This is a genomic window from Streptomyces sp. NBC_01288, assembly GCF_035982055.1.
GTDB lineage: Bacteria > Actinomycetota > Actinomycetes > Streptomycetales > Streptomycetaceae > Streptomyces.
On the sequence record NZ_CP108427.1, the window covers coordinates 10,258,214 to 10,275,700 of the forward strand.

17 protein-coding genes are annotated in these 17,487 nt (G+C 70.9%); 11 read left to right on the top strand and 6 right to left on the bottom strand.

Annotated features, from left to right (window positions below):
- Positions 1-8: 8 nt before the first annotated feature.
- Positions 9-971, bottom strand: a complete 963-nt coding sequence (locus tag OG194_RS46225) for a ScbA/BarX family gamma-butyrolactone biosynthesis protein (protein ID WP_327406727.1) — start codon at positions 969-971, stop codon at positions 9-11.
- Positions 972-1,080: 109 nt separating this feature from the next.
- On the opposite strand from OG194_RS46225, the gene OG194_RS46230 reads away from it, so the two are divergent.
- The 4 genes from OG194_RS46230 to OG194_RS46245 all read left to right on the top strand — a co-directional run bounded on the left by OG194_RS46230 (position 1,081) and on the right by OG194_RS46245 (position 4,489).
- Positions 1,081-1,743, top strand: coding sequence for a ScbR family autoregulator-binding transcription factor (locus OG194_RS46230; RefSeq protein WP_327406728.1), 663 nt, complete (start codon positions 1,081-1,083; stop codon positions 1,741-1,743).
- A gap of 155 nt (positions 1,744-1,898) precedes the next feature.
- Complete coding sequence (locus OG194_RS46235; protein ID WP_327406729.1) at positions 1,899-2,579, top strand: SDR family NAD(P)-dependent oxidoreductase; 681 nt, start codon at positions 1,899-1,901, stop codon at positions 2,577-2,579.
- A gap of 60 nt (positions 2,580-2,639) precedes the next feature.
- The gene (locus OG194_RS46240) at positions 2,640-3,695 is read left to right on the top strand and encodes an MBL fold metallo-hydrolase (RefSeq protein ID WP_327406730.1); all 1,056 of its coding nucleotides are present in this window, start codon (positions 2,640-2,642) and stop codon (positions 3,693-3,695) included.
- Positions 3,696-3,727: 32 nt separating this feature from the next.
- Positions 3,728-4,489 (top strand): SDR family NAD(P)-dependent oxidoreductase, encoded by a 762-nt coding sequence (locus OG194_RS46245; RefSeq protein ID WP_327406731.1) that lies wholly within the window; start codon positions 3,728-3,730, stop codon positions 4,487-4,489.
- 43 nt (positions 4,490-4,532) lie between these two features.
- Here OG194_RS46245 and OG194_RS46250 read toward each other — a convergent pair whose 3' ends face one another.
- Positions 4,533-5,246, bottom strand: a complete 714-nt coding sequence (locus tag OG194_RS46250) for a hypothetical protein (protein WP_327406732.1) — start codon at positions 5,244-5,246, stop codon at positions 4,533-4,535.
- Positions 5,247-5,354: 108 nt separating this feature from the next.
- On the opposite strand from OG194_RS46250, the gene OG194_RS46255 reads away from it, so the two are divergent.
- A complete protein-coding gene (locus OG194_RS46255) occupies positions 5,355-8,045 on the top strand; it encodes an AAA family ATPase (protein ID WP_327406733.1) in 2,691 nt (896 codons plus the stop codon).
- A 63-nt stretch (positions 8,046-8,108) separates the two neighbouring features.
- Complete coding sequence (locus OG194_RS46260; RefSeq protein WP_327406734.1) at positions 8,109-9,305, top strand: alpha/beta hydrolase; 1,197 nt, start codon at positions 8,109-8,111, stop codon at positions 9,303-9,305.
- A gap of 59 nt (positions 9,306-9,364) precedes the next feature.
- Here OG194_RS46260 and OG194_RS46265 read toward each other — a convergent pair whose 3' ends face one another.
- The gene (locus tag OG194_RS46265; protein WP_327406735.1) at positions 9,365-10,027 is read right to left on the bottom strand and encodes a TMEM175 family protein; all 663 of its coding nucleotides are present in this window, start codon (positions 10,025-10,027) and stop codon (positions 9,365-9,367) included.
- Between the two features lie 195 nt (positions 10,028-10,222).
- On the opposite strand from OG194_RS46265, the gene OG194_RS46270 reads away from it, so the two are divergent.
- The 3 genes from OG194_RS46270 to OG194_RS46280 all read left to right on the top strand — a co-directional run bounded on the left by OG194_RS46270 (position 10,223) and on the right by OG194_RS46280 (position 12,630).
- Positions 10,223-10,690, top strand: coding sequence for a cupin domain-containing protein (locus tag OG194_RS46270; protein ID WP_327406736.1), 468 nt, complete (start codon positions 10,223-10,225; stop codon positions 10,688-10,690).
- 52 nt (positions 10,691-10,742) lie between these two features.
- A complete protein-coding gene (locus OG194_RS46275) occupies positions 10,743-11,663 on the top strand; it encodes an alpha/beta hydrolase (RefSeq protein WP_327406737.1) in 921 nt (306 codons plus the stop codon).
- Positions 11,664-11,727: 64 nt separating this feature from the next.
- Complete coding sequence (locus OG194_RS46280; protein WP_327406738.1) at positions 11,728-12,630, top strand: helix-turn-helix transcriptional regulator; 903 nt, start codon at positions 11,728-11,730, stop codon at positions 12,628-12,630.
- 36 nt (positions 12,631-12,666) lie between these two features.
- On the opposite strand, the gene OG194_RS46285 is transcribed toward OG194_RS46280, so the two are convergent.
- The 3 genes from OG194_RS46285 to OG194_RS46295 form a co-directional block, all read right to left on the bottom strand.
- Complete coding sequence (locus OG194_RS46285) at positions 12,667-13,212, bottom strand: hypothetical protein (RefSeq protein ID WP_327406739.1); 546 nt, start codon at positions 13,210-13,212, stop codon at positions 12,667-12,669.
- 90 nt (positions 13,213-13,302) lie between these two features.
- Complete coding sequence (locus tag OG194_RS46290) at positions 13,303-14,112, bottom strand: aminoglycoside phosphotransferase family protein (protein WP_327406740.1); 810 nt, start codon at positions 14,110-14,112, stop codon at positions 13,303-13,305.
- Between the two features lie 580 nt (positions 14,113-14,692).
- Positions 14,693-15,295, bottom strand: coding sequence for a PadR family transcriptional regulator (locus OG194_RS46295; protein ID WP_327406741.1), 603 nt, complete (start codon positions 15,293-15,295; stop codon positions 14,693-14,695).
- A 390-nt stretch (positions 15,296-15,685) separates the two neighbouring features.
- Here OG194_RS46295 and OG194_RS46300 point away from each other — a divergent pair, with 390 nt between their 5' ends.
- A complete protein-coding gene (locus OG194_RS46300) occupies positions 15,686-16,714 on the top strand; it encodes a FecCD family ABC transporter permease (protein ID WP_327407417.1) in 1,029 nt (342 codons plus the stop codon).
- Positions 16,714-17,481, top strand: a complete 768-nt coding sequence (locus OG194_RS46305; RefSeq protein WP_327406742.1) for an ABC transporter ATP-binding protein — start codon at positions 16,714-16,716, stop codon at positions 17,479-17,481. Before OG194_RS46300 ends, OG194_RS46305 begins: the two co-directional genes overlap by 1 nt.
- Positions 17,482-17,487: the final 6 nt, after the last annotated feature.

Genomic DNA, 17,487 nt, shown 5'->3' on the forward strand with positions numbered 1-17,487 from the left:
AGGGTGAGTTACCCCTCCGTGGCGAACGACAGCGTGCCGGCGACGGTCGTATCGCCGTCCTGTGTGACCTGGAAGGCCCAGCTGCCCTCGGCGGGCCCGCACTCGACGTGGACGGGCGCGTTCCACTCGGTGAAGCGCAGGGCCCGCATGTGGCAGCCGTTCAGTCGGCCCGGGGAGGCTCCTGCCAGGCAGGCCGCCTGGCGGGCCGCCTCCAGGAGGACCATGCCGGGTACGTGGTCGCTGGGGTGGTCGAAGAACCGGGGGTGGCGCAGGTCGGCCGGCGCCACCAGCAAGGTTCCGGAGGGGGTGCGGACCAGCATCACGTCGCCGGGGGAGGGGACCGACACCTCGGAGGGCGAGGGGCGCGCGTGCACGTTGTCCGGGATGGGGTCGGCGGCCGCGTTCGGGCCGCGGAACGTCTCGTACTCCGCCTCGGACAGGACGCGGACGCGGCCGAAGGCCGAGCCGAACTCCCGTCCGGCGGCGGAGAATCGGATCCGTACGTTCAGCGCGACCGGCCAGGGGACGCCATCGACGTGGCGTACGTCGTGCACTTCGGCCCGGCACAGCACATCCGTGGCTCCGTAACCGACCACCGGCTCGGCGTTGTTGTCGAGCCGGAAGCCGACGCTTCTGATGATGGGCCTGCTCGTGCTCGGGGCACCGAGGAAGCGCCGGCAGATGTACAGGCCGACCTGGCGGATGGTCTCGGCGGCCAGCATCGGATCGTGCCGCTCGCCGGAACAAGAACCGGAACCGGAACCCGAACCGGACGCGGCGGATGCGGCATACGAGCGCGGCCACTGCGCGGCGAGGAGGTAACGGCCGTCGGGCAGCGCTCGGGCGTCGGTGAGCAGGACTTCGGCGACCGCGTTCCGGTGCACGAGGGCCTTGGACACGCAACTGTCCCAGCTCAGCGCCAACTCTTCCGGGTCGGCTTCGGGCGGTGCGAGAGAAGGTGATTCAGTCATAAAATAATAGAAGCTATGGTTCCCTGGCATCCGTACGGGAAACGACTGCCTGTCGGCTAGATTCACCGGAAAAGACGATCCGGCACGCAGGACAGGGACGACCGAGAATATGCAGGAACGTGCGGAAGCCACCCGACGGGCTGTTCTGGCGACGGCCGCGGTGCTGTTCGAACAGCATGGGTACGTCGGTACGAGCATCAGCGACGTGGCGCGTACGAGCGGGTACACCAGCGGGGCGATCTATTTCCATTTCGGCAGCAAGGAAGGGCTGGCCCGGGGTGTCCTGGAAGCCCATTTCGCCGAATGGCCGCGATACGTGGAGCATTGGGAATCCCGGGAAGGTCCTGTACTCGACCGATTGGTGGGCCTGAGTTTCGCCGTGGCCCGGGAATTCCGTGACAACGTGATCGTCCGCGCCGGCAACAGGCTCTGGAGCGAGCGCGGAACCATTCCCGTTTCCCTGCCCCGGCCTTTCGTGGGGTGGATCGACGCGGCCTCCCACATGCTGACCGCCGCCGCGGAAGCGGGTGAACTCGCCCCCGGTGTCGAGGTCGAGCGCGCCGCCCGCGTCCTCGTCTCCAGCTTCTTCGGGGTGCACACCGTCTCCGACGCACTGGACGACCGCCGCAACATCGAGGACGCGGTGAGCGACCTGTGGATGTTGCTGCTGCCCGGGGTGCAGGCGGCGCCGGTGGATCCGGCGAAGTGCCTTGACGGGGCGAGGAAGTTGTTGGCGGCCACGCGGGGGTGGCCCGCGCCGAGCATGAAGTGAAGGAGCGCGCATTCCGCATCGGCCTTGCCCGACCGAGGCGACGCTGCCCTGCCTGCCTCCAACAGATCACCGGAATCCGGTGAGGACCGCTCACCTGCCCTACGACGAACCTGGGGTGCAGGGAGTTCGGCAACGCCAGGCAAGGAGGCGGTCTCATGAGTGAGCAGGTGGCGGTGGTGGTCGGCGCGGGCGGTGACCTGGGTTCCGCCACGGCGGTGGTCCTCGCGGACGCCGGGTTCAGCGTGACAGCGGTCGACCGCACGGAGAAGGCGCTGGAGCACCTGCCCGACGGCATCCGCCGCGAGGTGGGCGACGCGACCGACCCCGCCGTGGCCAGGAACGTCATCGACCGGATCGCCGCCGCGTCCGGACCTCCCGAGGTACTGGTGAACACCCTCGGCGCGTTCCGCCCGGGAGACGCGCTCGCCGCGACCCCCGACGACCTGCGGGTCATGCTGGACGTCAACCTCGGCGCCGCGCTGTGGCTGAGCCAGGCCGTGGCACCGTACATGCGCCGACGCGGCGGCGGCGCCATCGTGCACGTGTCCGCCCGGCCGGCGAGCGAGCCGACCGCCGGCATGGCCGCCTACAGCCTCGGCAAGGCCGCGCTCAACCACCTCGTCCGCATCCTCGACCTGGAACTGCGTCCGGACGGCATCCGCGTGAACGCCGTGGCGCCGCAACTCCTCGACACGGCCAGGAACCGGGCGGTGCTTCCTCCGGAGGCGCTGGCCCACGCCGTCCCGCCGAAGGCGATCGCGAACATCATCGCCTTCCTCGCCGATGGCCGCGTGCCGGACATCGGCGGCGCGATCGTGCCCGCCTACGGCGCGTAGCCCGAACAGATCCCCCGCTCCACACCCCGTACACGTCACCCCCACCCGAAGGGAACCACCATGTCCTCGACGAACCGCCGATCGTTCCTCGCCCGCAGCGCGGTCCTGGCGGCCGTACCCACGGTCGCCGCCCTCGCCGACGGCGCATTCGCCGGCCAGGCGTTCGCCGCCACTCCCACGCTGCCCGACTACGCACCGATACCGCGGTCCGCGCTCGGCCCCGCCGTCAACTCGCAGGGCTACTACGTCGGTCGGGTCGAGCGGAATCTGTACTGGGTGACCGACGGCACCTACCAGGCGGCGTTCCTGACGACCCGTGAGGGTGTCGTGCTGTTCGACGCGCCTCCCACCATCGGGCACAACCTCCAGCGGGCCATCGACGAGATCGCGGCCGCCAACGGCGTCTCGAACAGGGTGACCCACCTCATTTACTCCCACCACCACGCCGACCACCTCGGGGCGTCGTCGTTGTTCGGCCGGCATGTCGTGCGGATCGGGCACGCCGAGAACAAGCGGCTGCTGGCCCGCGACAACGACCCGACGCGGCCGCTGCCCGACGTGACGTTCGAGAACCGCTACACGCTGCGCGTCGGCGGCGAACGCATCAACCTGGCGTGGCACGGCACCAACCACTCGCCCGACAACATCTACATCCACCTGCCGGACCACGACACGCTCATGCTGGTCGACGTCAACCTGCCCGGCTGGGTCCCCTTCGACAGCTTCAACCTGAACGAGGACGTCCCCGGCTCCATAGCCGCCCCGGCCAAGGCCATGACGTACCCGTGGAAGCACTTCATCGGCGGCCACATGGGACGGCTCGGCACCCGGCAGGACATGGTCGTCTACCAGCGGTACGTGAACGACATCGTCGACAACGTCAAGAAGGCGCTGACGGCGGTCGACCCCACGCCGTACTTCGCCAAGTACGGGGACAACGCCTGGGCCGCGGTCAAGGAGTACCAGGCCGCTCAAGTCGCCTACGCCGCCGACCCGGTCATCAAGAAGTACACCGGCGTCCTCGCCGCCGCCGACGTCTACACGGCCAGCACGACGTTCATCATCCTCGAATCGCTCCGCCTCGACCTCGGCCAGGGCTCGCAGATCCATGCCTGATCACGGCTCGACACACCAGAAGGGACACTGAGATGCCTGGCCGACTGGCCGGAAAAGTCTGCGTCGTCACCGGCACGGGCGGGAGCATGGGGCGGGCCACCGCCCTGGCGTTCGCCCGGGAGGGTGCCCGGATCGTGGGGTGCGACGTGACGGTCGAGGCGGCGGAGGAGACCGTCGCGTCGGTGCGCGCCGAGGGCGGTGAGATGGTGTCGCTACAGCCGTGCCGTCTCGACGATCCCGCCGAATCCGCCAGGCTCGTCGACTTCGCGGTGGAGCAGTTCGGCCGCATCGACGTCCTGTTCAACCTCGCCGCCAGGGCCCACTTCAGCTGGCTCGAAGACGTCACCGACAAGGACTGGGACGGCGCGCGCCGCGACGAGGTCGACCTCGTCTTCTACCTCACCCGGGCCGCATGGCCCCAACTGAAGGCCAGCCGGGGCGTGGTGGTGAACATGGCCTCCCTGAACGGCTCCCTGAGCTTCAAGGGCTTCCCGTCCCTGTCCCATACGACGAACAAGGCCGCGATCATCGGCATGACCCGCCAACTGGCCATGGAGGGAGGAGAGTTCGGCATCCGCGTCAACTCGGTCTCGCCCGGCCTGATCGAAAGCCAGGCCACCCGCGAGCAGTTGGAGAACGACGACTTCTCCCGCCAGATGCTCGGCCGGACGCTCCTTGGCCGAGTCGGCAAGCCCGAGGACGTGGCGAACGCGGCTCTGTTCCTCGCATCCGACGAGAGCGCCTACGTGACCGGCGTGGACCTCGTCATCGACGGCGGCATGAAGGTCTGGTGACCGACAACGCGCCAGTCCAGTACGGCAGTTCAGATCGCCCAGTTCACCCGGTCCAGCCCGTGACGAGCTGGTAGAAGATCGGCTCGCCGGTCGTCGTCACCCGGTGCCGGAACCGCGTCCGTTCCAGCACCGCGAGACGACCGGCGGCCACCAGCCGCTCGACCGCCGCGCCGAACCCGTCCGGATCCGACTCGTCCATCCACCGCTCGTCGATCGTGAAGGCGACAGGCGCGCCGGGCGGCAGGAGCGCGAGCGCGTTCTCAAGCGCCGGTGGGGTGGCGTGCGTGCCGCCGAACGCCCCTGCCGACACCAACCCGCCCAGCTCGTAAGGCCGTAGAGCCTTGTGAAGGGCGTCGGGGCGCAGGAAGTCGCCGACCACGTAGTCGGCGTAGACACCCGGCCGGTCGCGCAGACTCGCCTCGCGCGCCGCCGGCAGCGCGTCGACCCCGACAACCCGGCCTACGCCCCCGTCACGCACGAGTTCGCCGACCAGCCCCGTGCCGGAACCGACGTCGAGGACCGACATCGAGCCCGGATCCAACCCGAGGCGAGCGACCACACGCAGGAAGCCCGCCGCCGCGACCTGAGGCGAGGTGCACCGGAGCAGCTCCTGGACGACATGCTCGTACAGGCCGGGCACGGCGTAGATCCGCGTGTACTCGTGCAGGTGCACCACCTCGTGCTCGCTCAGCGCGATGTACTCGCCGTCGGTCTCCGGCGGGCCGAGCAGACGGACGCCCGCGAACACATCTGACATGTCCGCGAGGCTATGCGAACGTGGTCACGTGCCGCCACCAGCAGTCGCCGTCACCGGTGACTGCCGCCTCCAGCAACGGAGATCAGGGCGCTCGGTTAGGCTGACCGCGTGGCTGAAGGACATCGCGTGACCCCCGACCCGCGGGCCGCAGCGGGTTCGGGCCGCTCGGCGGGCCGGGGCAGACCCGGACTCATCGGCCGCCGCGACCTCGTAGCCGCCCTGGACCGTGCCGCCGAGAAGCAGGTGACACTGGTCTCCGCCCCCGCCGGCAGCGGGAAGACGTCGCTGCTGCGCACGTGGGCCGACCGGCCGGACCAGGATCGCCGCATCGCGTTCCTGTCCGTACGGCCGGGCCAGCGGGACGGGCAGCTGTTCTGGCTCGCTCTGCTGGACGCGGTCCGCGCCGCGGCCGGTACCGAGGACGTGGGCGAGCCGTCGGCCGTGACTCCCGGTTCCGACGGCGGCGCCGTCATGGACAAGGCGCTGGCCGAGATCACGGCGTCCCCGAAGCCCTTCTACCTGGTCATCGACGATCTGCACGAGCTCGGATCCGCCCCGGCCGTCGAGCAGTTGGGGACACTGCTGACCACCCTTCCCCAGGGCGCCCACGCGATCGTGGCCACCCGCCGTGACCCCTCCCTGCGCCTGCACAAGCTGCGGCTGGCCGGCGAACTCGCCGAGATCCGTGCCGCGCAGCTCCGCTTCACCGAGGCAGAGACCCGCGAACTCCTGGCCGCCACCAAGATCGTGCTGCCCGACCCCGTCGCCGACAGGCTGCACCACCGCACCGAGGGCTGGGCGGCCGGGCTGCGGCTCGCCGTGCTGTCCCTGGCCGGGCACCCGGACCCCGAGCGGTTCGTCGCCCAGTTCTCCGGCAGCCACCGCACGGTCGCCGAGTATCTGCTGGCCGAGATGCTGGAGCGCCAACCACCGCACGTACAGCGGCTGTTGCTCCGCACCTCGCTGCTCGACCGGGTCAACGGCGAACTGGCCGATCTGCTCACGGGCGCGACCGGGTCGGAGCGCATCCTGCTGGACCTGGAGGACGCCAACGCGTTCGTCGTGGCGCTCGATCCCGGCCGGACCTGGTTCCGCTACCACCACATGTTCGGCGATCTGCTCCGGCTCGAACTGCGCCGCACGCTCCCCGGGAACATCCCGGAACTGCACCGGCTGGCCGCGCGCTGGTTCGCCGAACACGCCCAGGCCGCCGACGCCGTACGGCATCTACAGGCAGCCGGCGACTGGGCCGACGCGGCGCACCTGCTCGCCGAGCACACCGTCAGCCTCACCCTGGACGGGCAGGCCGGAACCGTGGTCGCGCTGCTGCACGCCTTCCCGGTCCGCACCGGCGAGGAGCGCCCGGAGCTGGCCCTCGTGCACGCCAACGCCGACCTGCACCAGCACCGCCTGGACGAGGCCCAGGCACACCTCGACATCGCCCGGTCCTACGCCGGGACGACGGCGCCCGACCGTCGGCCCCGGCTGCGGATGGCGATCGCGTCCCTGGACCTGCTCCTGGCCCGGCTGCGCGGGCACTTCGACGCCGTGTTCGAGCAGGCCGACGCGCTGCCGTCCCCCAGCACCGGCCAGTCCACCACCGAGGTCGCGCTCGCCGGCGACCTGCGAGCGCTCGCCCTGCTGAACCTCGGTGTCACCGAGGCCTGGTCGCTACGGCTCGACGACAGCGAGCGGCACCTTCTGGAGGGCGCCGCGCTCGCCCACGACATCGGCCGCCCCTATCTGGAGGTCGCCTGCCTCGCCCACCTCGGGTTCGCGTCCGACAACCGTTCCTTCACCCTGGTCCGGCGTCGCTGCGAGGAGGCGCTGGCGCTGGCAGACCGGTACGGCTGGGGCGCCGAGCCGGTGATCGTGCCCGCGCAGGTGTCCTTCGCCGGGACGTTGATCTGCACGGGCGAGTTCGACCTCGGGCAACAGTGGCTGGACCGCGCCCGGCGCGCCACGCAGTCCGACGGCGAGCCCGGTGTCCGGCTGCTGGTGCACCTGGTCTCCGCGATGCTTCCGGCGGCGCGCGGTCAACTCCACGAGACCCTGGCCGAGTTGAGGGCCGCCGAGCAGGTGCAGTCGCACATGAGGGGCGAGCACGGGCTCTGGTCCCGCGTGACCGGCTGGACGGTGGCCACCCAGGCCCGTCTCGGCATGGTCGACCAGGCGCGGACCACCCTCGCGGCCCTCGACGAACGGCGGGCCGCCACCGGCGAGATCCGCACCGCGGCCGCGGTGATCCGCCTCGCCGAGCAGGACCCCGCCGGCGCCCGCCGTGAACTCCGGCCGGTCCTCGACGGCACCGCCCCCGTCAATTCCTTCCTCACCCCGATCGAGGCCCACCTCCTGGACGCGCTCGCCTGCCGCGACCTCGGCGACGAGCGCGCGGCGGGAACGGCCGTGGAGCAGGCGCTGAACCTCGCCGAAGCGGACCGGATGATCCTGCCCTTCGTGATGACCGGCGCCTGGGAGCTGCTGGAGACCCTGCCGCAGCGGACGTCGCACGCCGCGCTGGTCTCCGACATCCTGGACGTCGTCCGCGGTACCGCCACCGGCGGACCGGACCGGCCGCCTCCGGTGCCCGTCGAGAACCTCAGCCCGAGCGAACTGCGCGTCCTGCGCTACCTGCCGACGAACCTCACCCGCCCCGAGATCGCCGGCGAACTCTCGGTCTCGCTCAACACCGTCAACACCCACATCCGACGGATCTACGCCAAGCTCGGCGCCGGCGACCGGTCCTCGGCCGTGCAGCGCGGCCGTGAGCTGCGGCTGCTGTCGAACGGCCGCGGCTGAGGACCGTACGATCACCGGATTCCGGCGACGCGGAGTCACCCGGCCGTCCCCCACCATGGCGCCATGGGTGATGACCCCCTCCTGTACCAGATCCGGGTCTGCGGCCACCTCGGCCCCACCCTGCTGACGGCGTTCCCGGCATTCGCGCCCGAGCAGCAGGGCACCGAAACCGTGCTCACCGGGCTGCTGCCGGACGCCTCGGCGCTCTACGGCGTCCTCGCCGAGGTCGAGGCACTCGGCCTCGACCTCCTCGAAGTACGCAGAGTCAGGCCCCGGCTCCCGCACGACCTCTCGGTCCGGCCGATCGCGCGACCGAACCACCCCTCACGCAAGGGAGAACGTTCCGTGAGCACCGAGCAGCAGGACACTCTCGACGCGATCCTGCGTCGGTCGGCCCTACCCGTCGGCAGTGACGTCGGCGAACAGCGGCGCCTGCTCCACGAGTTGACGTCCGCGCAGCCCCTGCCCCCCGACGTGACCATGACCTCGACCACGCTGGGCGGGGTCCCCGTCGCCGCGATCACGGTCGACGGCGTCGAACCCCGGCACGTCGTCCTGTACTTCCACGGCGGTGTCTACGTTCTGGGCGACGCGGCGAGCGCCGCCGGTCTGGCCTCGCAGGTGGGCCGCCGGATCAGTGCCAGGGTCTACTCCGTCGACTACCGGCTCGCCCCCGAGCACCCGTACCCGGCGGCGGTGGACGACGCGCTCGCGACCTATGAAGCCCTCCTGAAGGACGGCATCGCCCCCTCGGACATCGTCCTCGCCGGGGAGTCCGCGGGCGGCGGGCTCGTCGTCGCGACCCTGGTCAACGCCCGTGACCGCGGACTGCCGCTGCCCGCCGCGGCCTACGTCATGTCGCCGTACGTCGACCTCACGCTGGCCGGGGCGAGCATCGACACCAAGCGCGAGGCCGACCCGCTGCTCAGCCGGGAACTCCTCGCACCCCGGGTCAGCGACTACACGGCGGGACAGGACGCCGCTCTCGGCCTGATCAGCCCCGTCTTCGCGGACCTGTCCGGCCTGCCGCCCCTGATCGTCCAGGTCGGCAGCCACGAGGTCCTCCTCGACGACGCCGTACGCCTCGCACAGCAGGCCGCGGCCGCGGACGTCGAGGTCACGCTGGAGGTCACGCCTCGGGTCCCGCACGTCTTCCAGGCCTATCAGCCGCTCCTCGACGAAGCGGCCGTAGCGCTGGACCGGGCCGGAGAGTTCCTGTCCGCGCGGCTGGACAGCGCAAGCGGAAAGCCGGTGTGGTAGGAACCCGGCGACGACCTGTCACCCGACCACTGACGTCGTTGTCGTCGGCGAGCCCCGGCTCAGTCCTCCGAGCCCCGCTGCCCGTTGCGGCCCCTGCGCGCGTCGACGACCGAGTCGGCGACCGGCACGACGATCCAGCAGAGGTAGGCCCAGTGGGTGACGAGCGACACCGGGATCGAGATCAGGAAGCCCAGTGCCACCATGCCCAGGCGGCGGATGGCCCTGGCGAAGAGCTCGGGCGGGGTGCCGGGGCGCTGGAGGCCGTCGCGGGGGACCTCGCGGACCATCAGGATGAACAGGAGACAGGACAAGAACTGCACGACCGCGTAGAAGATGAACCGCGCCTGGAACGCTCCGTGGCCGCCGATCACGTCGGTCGCGAACGGGGTGACCACCAGCGTCAGCAGCCAGTACATGGTCAGGGACGTCAGCCGGGTGTTGGTCGCCGTGACGTAGCGGAACACCCGGTGATGGGAGCGCCAGTGCGCGGCGATCACCACGAAGCTGATCATGAACGCCAGATAGCTCTCACGGTGTGACGTGGCCGAGTGCCACAACTCCGAGTTGGTCGACCCCTCCGGCACCGGCAGTTCCAGCGCCAGCAGCGTGAGCGCGATGGCGACCACCGCGTCCCCGAAGAACGTGAGCCGATCGCCGGAGACCGCCCGGGCCTCCATCTCCTGGTCCTCGGACGGCAGTTCTTGATCAGTCGAGACATCCATGGCAGCAGAGAATGCCACAAGCCGCGGGGCGCCTCGGACGCGCCCGGCACCGAGCGCCGGGCCGGGGGAGTGGTACTGCTGGTCCTACCCGTACGGCTGGCGGCCGGCGCGCGGAGAAGAGGATCATCGGACGGACAGGGCACGGCCCCGACCGGAAACACCTCAGACAACTGATCGCGCAGAACGGAGAGCCGCATGACCATGGCCTACCTCGCACAGCCCGAGCAGCAGCAGAAACTGGAATGGCTCGACGGCGGTGAGTTCGCCGTACTCCTCGACGCCGCGGCCACCGACGGACAGTTGACCGTGGGGCGGTTCTCCGTCGCCAAGGGCGAGGCACCGCCGTACCACAAGCACACCCGTGAGGACGAGGTCTTCATGCTCATCAAGGGGAGTGCGCTGCTGTGGTGCGACGACGAGGAGATGGAGCTGTCGGAGGGCGGCATCGTCTTCCTGCCGCGGAACGTGCCGCACGGCTACCGGATCACCTCCGACACGGCCGACCTGCTGATGATCTGCACGCCCGGTGGCATCGAGGGCATGTTCCGGCACGCGGGACGTGACCTCACGACCCCGCGCCCCGAGGGCTTCGAGATCTCGCGGGACGTCATGGCCGAGGCCGCCGACATGTACGGCCAGATCATCGTCGGCCCGCCGCGCTGACCCACCGCTCCGGAGCACCATCGCACCGACCGGAACCACGAAAGGCACAGCCATGTCCCGGCAACAGCGCCAGGCCCTCGACGAGATGCTGCGGCACGGCCCGCTCGACCTCGGCGGGGACGTCCCCCAACAGCGCGCCCTCTTCCACGACATGATGACGTCGAGCCCGTTGCCGCCCGACGTCAGGACGACGGAGGGCGAACTGGGCGGCGTACCGGTCGTCACCGTCGAGACCCCGGCCGGCGACCCGCCGACCGTCCTGCTGTACCTGCACGGCGGCGCGTACGTCATCGGCTCGGCGGCCGACGCCGCGGGTCTGGCCGCCGAGGTCTCCCGGCGCACCGGTGCGCGCGCCGTCTGTGTCGACTACCGGCTGGCACCCGAGCACCCGTTCCCCGCGGCGGTCGACGACGCCCTGGCCGTGTACCGGGCCCTGCTCGACGACGGAACTCCCAGTTCCGCGATCGCCTTCGTCGGGGAGTCCGCGGGCGGCGGTCTCGTCGCCGCGACGCTGGTCGCCGCCAAGGACGCGGGGCTGCCCCAGCCCGCCTCGGCCGCGGTGTTCTCCCCGTGGGCCGACCTGACCGTGTCCGGCGACAGTGCGGTGAGCAAGGCGGCGGTCGATGCCTCAGTGACCCCGGAGGGCCTGCGCATCCGCGCCCGCGACTACCTCCGCGACACGGACCCGACCACCCCGCACGCCAGCCCCGTCTTCGCCGATCTGACCGGCCTGGCGCCCCTGTTCATCCAGGTCGGCTCGTACGAGATCCTCCTGGACGACGCCGTACGACTGGCCGCGCGCGCCGCCGAGCACGACGTCCACGTCGAACTCCAGGTCTGGCCCGAAGTCCCGCACGTCTTCCAGGCGTTCGCCGCGCTGCTCGACGAGGGCGCCGCCGCGCTCGACGCCGCCGGCGCCTTCATCCGGGCCCGCTGGGCCGACGGCGCCGGCGCCGACAAGTCCGGCGAGTAAAGACTCCGCCGTACGGCGGTTGAACGTCCGTGTGCCGCGCGCCAGTTGAACGACAATGTGGTTCATGGCTACGACGAACCACTTCGGCATCGCTCTGCGGGGGTGGCGCGAGCGCGTGTCACCGCAGGACAGCGGGCTGGAGGCGGGCGGGGACCGGCGTATCCCCGGGCTGCGCCGGGAGGAACTGGCCCGGCTGGCCGGCCTGTCGGTCGACTACGTGGTCCGGCTGGAACAGGGCCGCGCCCGGAACCCCTCGGCCCAGGTGGTCACCGCACTGGCCAGAGCGCTACGGCTCGAACCGTCCGAGCGCGACCACCTGTTCCGCTGCGCCCACCTCGCGCCGCCCCCGGCCGGGAACGTGTCCCGGCACGTCCCCGCGAGGGTGCACCGGCTGGTCGGCCAGCTGGCGGGCAACCCCACCGCGGTGTTCGCCGCCGACTGGACCCTCGTCAGCTGGAACGGGATGTGGAACGAGGCGGTCGGCGACCCCCGGACGTACGGCTGGAGCGAACTCAACCTCGTCGCCGGCATGTTCCGGTCCAGCGGTGGACGTCGGCGGGAACCGATCGCGGCCTGGCCGGTGCGGTCCTGGGCGGGCGAGGAGGCCGAGGAGGAGGATCTCGTCGCCGACCTGCGGATGACGGCGGCCGCCCATCCGCACGACGCGCGGCTCGCCGCCTTCGTCGACCGCGTGCTGCACGACAGCCGGCGCTTCGCCTGCCTCTGGTCCAACGGCACCGCCCGCACCAACGTCGGAGACCGCAAGACCGTCGAGCACCCTCGGGTGGGGAACATCGACCTCGACCTGGACGTCGTGATGGCGGCCGGCACCGACCTCAGGATCGTCACGTACACGGCGGCGGCCGGGACGACCGACGCGGAGAAGCTGGACGCCCTGCGCGCCACCTGTCCGGAGCCGCGTCGGAGCCTGGCCCACGCCATGTCGGGTCACGACGCCCCGAGTTGAGGACGAGGAGGCAGCTCGGCAGCCCTCTCAGCCCTCTCAGTCCTCGTGGTCCCCGTCCGCGACGGACAGGGCATCGGTGATCAGGCGGGTGGCGAAGTCCTGGTCGTCGGTGATGCGGTTGATGTGCTCCGCGAGCAGGAAAGCGGTGGCCTCCAGGGGAGTCATCTCCTCCTTGGTCCAGTCCCCGTACTGCGCGCGCCACAGGTTCGGGCTCAGCCCGGTCCCCGCGGCGATGGCCAGCCCGGCCATCATCGGGATCGCTTCCGGGCGGACGCTCCTGGGCATCATCCGCATCGTGGCCACGAGGCTGGGCACCACGTACTCGATGACGTCCTTCTCGTGCTCCTCATGAGCCTGCCGCAGCCACGTCATGAACATGTAGATCAGCGTGCACGTCCCGTCCAGCATGTCGTTGAGCCCCTTGGCACCCAGCGTCGCGATGAATTGCTCCATCAACGCCTGCTGGTCGGGATCGGTCGCGGTCTTCCCGTCATGGACGGTCTTCAGCCGAGAGTCGATCATCATGATCGCCGCACCGACATCGCCGACGGGAGCGTGCGCGGGATCGCAGGGCGATGACACAGGAATCCTCCTCGGGTGACTGCGGTGGGTAACTCCGCGTGTTCGTACAGTAGATGGGTGGTGTGGTCGGGGGTGGGGGTTTATCGGGTTTTACGGCTGCGGGGTGGTGGCGGGGTTCGGATTCCTCCGGTGGACGGGGGAGGTCTCTTGCAGTGCCTCCTCGAACGTGGAGCGATGTGCGGAGGTGTGGGTGTACTCACGCTCGGACCACGCGACGCGGGCACCGATCAACTCGTCCTCGGCTGACTGCCGTTCGGCTCCGCTGAGTCGCGCTCGCCACCAACTGACGTTCAGCAGCTGGCGGTTGAGCATCGCGTCGACGAGCTTGCCGCGGCCGGACGCATCGAGCCCGTAGGCGGCGGCGAGGACCCGTACCTGGGTTGCTTGCACCGTCGCGGGCGGAGCGTCGGGGCGGGAGGAGACGCACCAGGTCCAGGCCGCGTAGCCGACGTCTTCGAGGGGGTCGCCGGGAGCGGCGGTGTCGAAGTCGATGAAGGCGGCGGGCAGGCCGTCGCGGAACACGGTGTTGTTCGGTCCGGGGTCGTGATGGCAGACGACGGCGCAGGGCTCGGCGAGCGCGCTGCCGCGGGTGGCGTCGTGGAGAGAGCGGAGCAGGGACCCGGCCGCGGCGACCTGTGCGTCGGTCCAGTGCTGGAAGCGTGCAGGTACCTGGCCGGGCAGGTAGCTGAACGTGTCACGTCCGGCTTCGTCGAGGCCGAGGTGGCGGGGCGCTCCGGCGAAGCCCTGCTGTTCGAGGTGGCCGAGGAGCCGCGCGACGAAGGGTGAGGCGGTGGTGGTGGGGCGGCGGACCGTGTCGCCGACTCGTACGACACCTGGAGTGATCCGGCCTCCGGGCAAAGGGACTTCGTCGTCTTCGGCGGGTGGGCGCGGCTGCTCCATCCATCGGTCCCTTCCCGGCGCCTCTTCATCGTCTCGATGGCCGGCTTCGGTGTGTAGTCGTCGGTGGTGAGCCCGAACTGGTGGAACAGACCCGGCTGGTCGCTGTCGGCGTCCCATGGCGCGAAGTGCGTGTAACCGCTGAGGTGGAGCGACTTCGACTGGTCCGCCATTGCCTCTACGACGGTCTCGACGAGGTCGGCCTGTCGGCTCGGGTGTCGTTCCGGGCCGGTGGGCCGGCCGTGTTCGGTGATGTGGAGGGGCGGGTGGGTCAGGGGCCGGCGGGGGTCAGGATCGCGTCGCGGTGATGGCGCAGCAGGCCCTGCACCGCTTGCGTGACGGCGGAGGCGGCCACGGGGCGGACGACGTCGGGGAAGAAGTCCCGGCCCACGTAGTCCAGTTCGGCGATGAAGGCTTCGCCTCCGTGCTTGGTGAGGTCGGGTTCGGCGTGGTGTTGGGCTCTTCCGTCACGTGTGGCGTGCTCGTGAACGGGTCCAACTGCCTTCCCTGGACGGCGTATTGGACCGCGCGGCGGCCGGTGTCGCGGTCGAGATGAGGATCGGGGAGTCAGGCGGGCCGCTGATCAGGTTCCGGGTTCCTCCCGGCTGTCCGGCCTCGCGGTCGGCCAAGTCAGCGTGCCTGTGCGGATGTCGTCGATGACCGAGTCGATCCACGCCATCTCGGCGTGCGCGAGGGACAGCGCGTACTCGGCCTCGATGACGAACAAGCGGGGCACGCCGGTCGCCAGGACCTCCGCGAGGCGTCCCTCGTCGGTGGCCGTGCGCTGCCGGAGACGCTGGGAGCGCTCGGTCAGCGCGTCGACCGCGCCGCTCGGGCCGAGGGCGCCGAGGTACGAGACCGCGCCGAGGAACTGGGAGAACTCCCGTTCAGGGTTGCGGATCTGGGAGTCCAGGCGCCGGACGAGTTCGTCACGGCCCGCCTGTGTGAGGGCGTAGACCGTGCGCTCGGGGCGGTTGCCCGAGCGTTCCTGACCCTGCGAGGCGATCCACTGCGTTTCGGCGAGGGCGGCGACCGTGTTGTAGAGCGTGCCCCGGGTGATCGCGGCGGCGTGGTTGTCGCTGCGCGTGCGGAGTTCGGTGAGCATCTGGTGCGGGTGCGAGGGCTGTTCCAGCAGGAGGCCCAGCACGGCGAGAACGATCGGATTGTCGAGAGCGCGACGTGGCATGGTGAAACCCTAGCAGTCCAAATAGATCAGTTCAAATAGACTATGGAGATGGTGTGGTTCGGGCGCCGTCGGACCGGTCCGCGTCGTTTGTTACGCTCCCCATGCCTCCCGCGGGGGAAGTCCGGTGAGAATCCGGCGCTGACCCGCAACGGTGTGCGTGGCGACCCCCGGTCGTCGCGCGAGTCCGATCGCCCGTGGGTGGCGCGACCCGTTGACTGCTCGCCGTGGACTGCGAGAGGGGGCCGAGCGGCCGGCACGGTCGTCCGGGCTGTCTCCTCGATCGAGGCTCACCAGGCGGCCCCAGGTGAAGGACCGCCGACCGTGCTCCGACGTCCGACAACCGGCTCCGGCTCGGGCCGTGGCCAGAGTCCAGGGCGTGATCCCCGCCGAATACCCCAACCCCTCCTGCTGCTCGGGCTGTTGCTCCTGCTCTGCGTCTCCCTCGTGTGCGGCGTCGGTCTCGGCGCGGCCGGGATCGGCACGGCGGACACGTTCCGGTTCCTGTGGGCCGGGGTCACCGGCGGCACCGTGCACGCCTCCGACGCCGCCGCCTACACCATCGTCTGGGAGATCCGGCTGCCACGGGTCGTCCTCGCGGCCGTCGTCGGGGCCGGACTCTCCGCCGTCGGCGTGGCCGTACAGGCCATGGTCCGCAACGCGCTCGCCGATCCGTTCGTGCTCGGCATCTCCTCGGGCGCGGCGGTCGGCGCCAACGCCGTCATCCTGCTGGGCGTGTTCGCGGGGCTGGGGGTGTGGGCACTGTCGGTGTCGGCGTTCGCCTCGGCACTCGCGGCCATGGTCCTGGTCTACGCCGTGGCCCGCTCGCCGCACGGTCTCACGCCGCTGCGGCTGATCCTGACGGGCACCGCGCTGGCGTACGGCTTCGAGGCCGTCACCACCGTGATGGTGTTCGGCGCGGCCCGGGGCGAGGCGGCCCGCTCGGCGATGATGTGGCTGCTGGGCAGCCTGGGCGGGGCGACCTGGGCGCAGGTGCCGGTGGCCGCCGTGACCGTGGCGGCCGGCTGGGCGTGGCTGCGATGGCGGGCGGAGTCGCTCAACGCGCTCGCGATGGGGGACGAGACCTCCGCCGCGCTCGGCGTCCAACCCGCCCGATTGCGCCGGGAGTTGTTCCTCGTGACCGCCGCCGTCACCGGGAGCGTGGTCGCGGTCAGCGGAGCCATCGGCTTCGTCGGGCTGATGGTGCCGCACCTCGTGCGGATGCTCGTCGGCGCCGATCACCGCAGGGTCCTCGCGGTCGCCCCGCTCGCCGGAGCGGTGCTCCTGGTGTGGGCGGACGTCCTGTCCCGGCTGCTGCTGGCGCCCGCCGAACTGCCGGTCGGCGTGATCACCGCGGTCGTGGGAGTGCCCGCGTTCCTGCTGCTGATGCGGCGCGGCGGTTATGCGTTCGGGGGGAGTTGATGAGGCTCGACATCGAGGGGCTGTCGGTCGACGCGGGCGCGGTGCGGCTGGTGGACGACATCCGGCTCGTCGTGGACAGCGGGGCCTTCGTCGGGCTCGTCGGCCCCAACGGCAGCGGAAAATCGACCCTGTTGAGGTGCGTGTACCGGGCGCTGCGACCGGCCGACGGCGTGGTCCGGCTCGACGGCGACGACGTACACGCAATGGAACCACGCGCCGCCGCACGGAAGTTGGCCGCGCTGCCGCAGGAGTCGTCCGCCGAGTTCGACTTCACCGTCGCCGAAGTGGTCGCCATGGGACGACTGCCCCACCGGGACCGAACCGCCGTCTCGGACCGGGAGATCTGCGCCGGAGCCATGGACCGCACCGGCGTCACCCACCTCGCCGACCGCGGCTTCCTCGCCCTGTCCGGCGGTGAGAGACAACGCGTCCTGATCGCCCGCGCCCTCGCCCAACGGCCCCGGGTCCTGGTCCTCGACGAACCCACCAACCACCTCGACATCGCCCACCAGTTGGACGTGCTGTCACTGGTCCGCGACAGCGGCCTGACCGTGCTGGCGGCCCTGCACGACCTCAACCTCGCCGCCGCCCACTGCGACCTGCTGTACGTGATCGCGGACGGCCGGATCGTCGCCTCCGGCGCACCCCATGAGGTCCTCCAACCCGCCCTGCTCGCCGAGGTGTTCGGGGTCCGCGCACACCCCGTACGGCACCCGGAGACCGGCGCCGTCCAGCTCCTGTTCGACCTGCTCCCGCCCACCCCGTAAGGACAA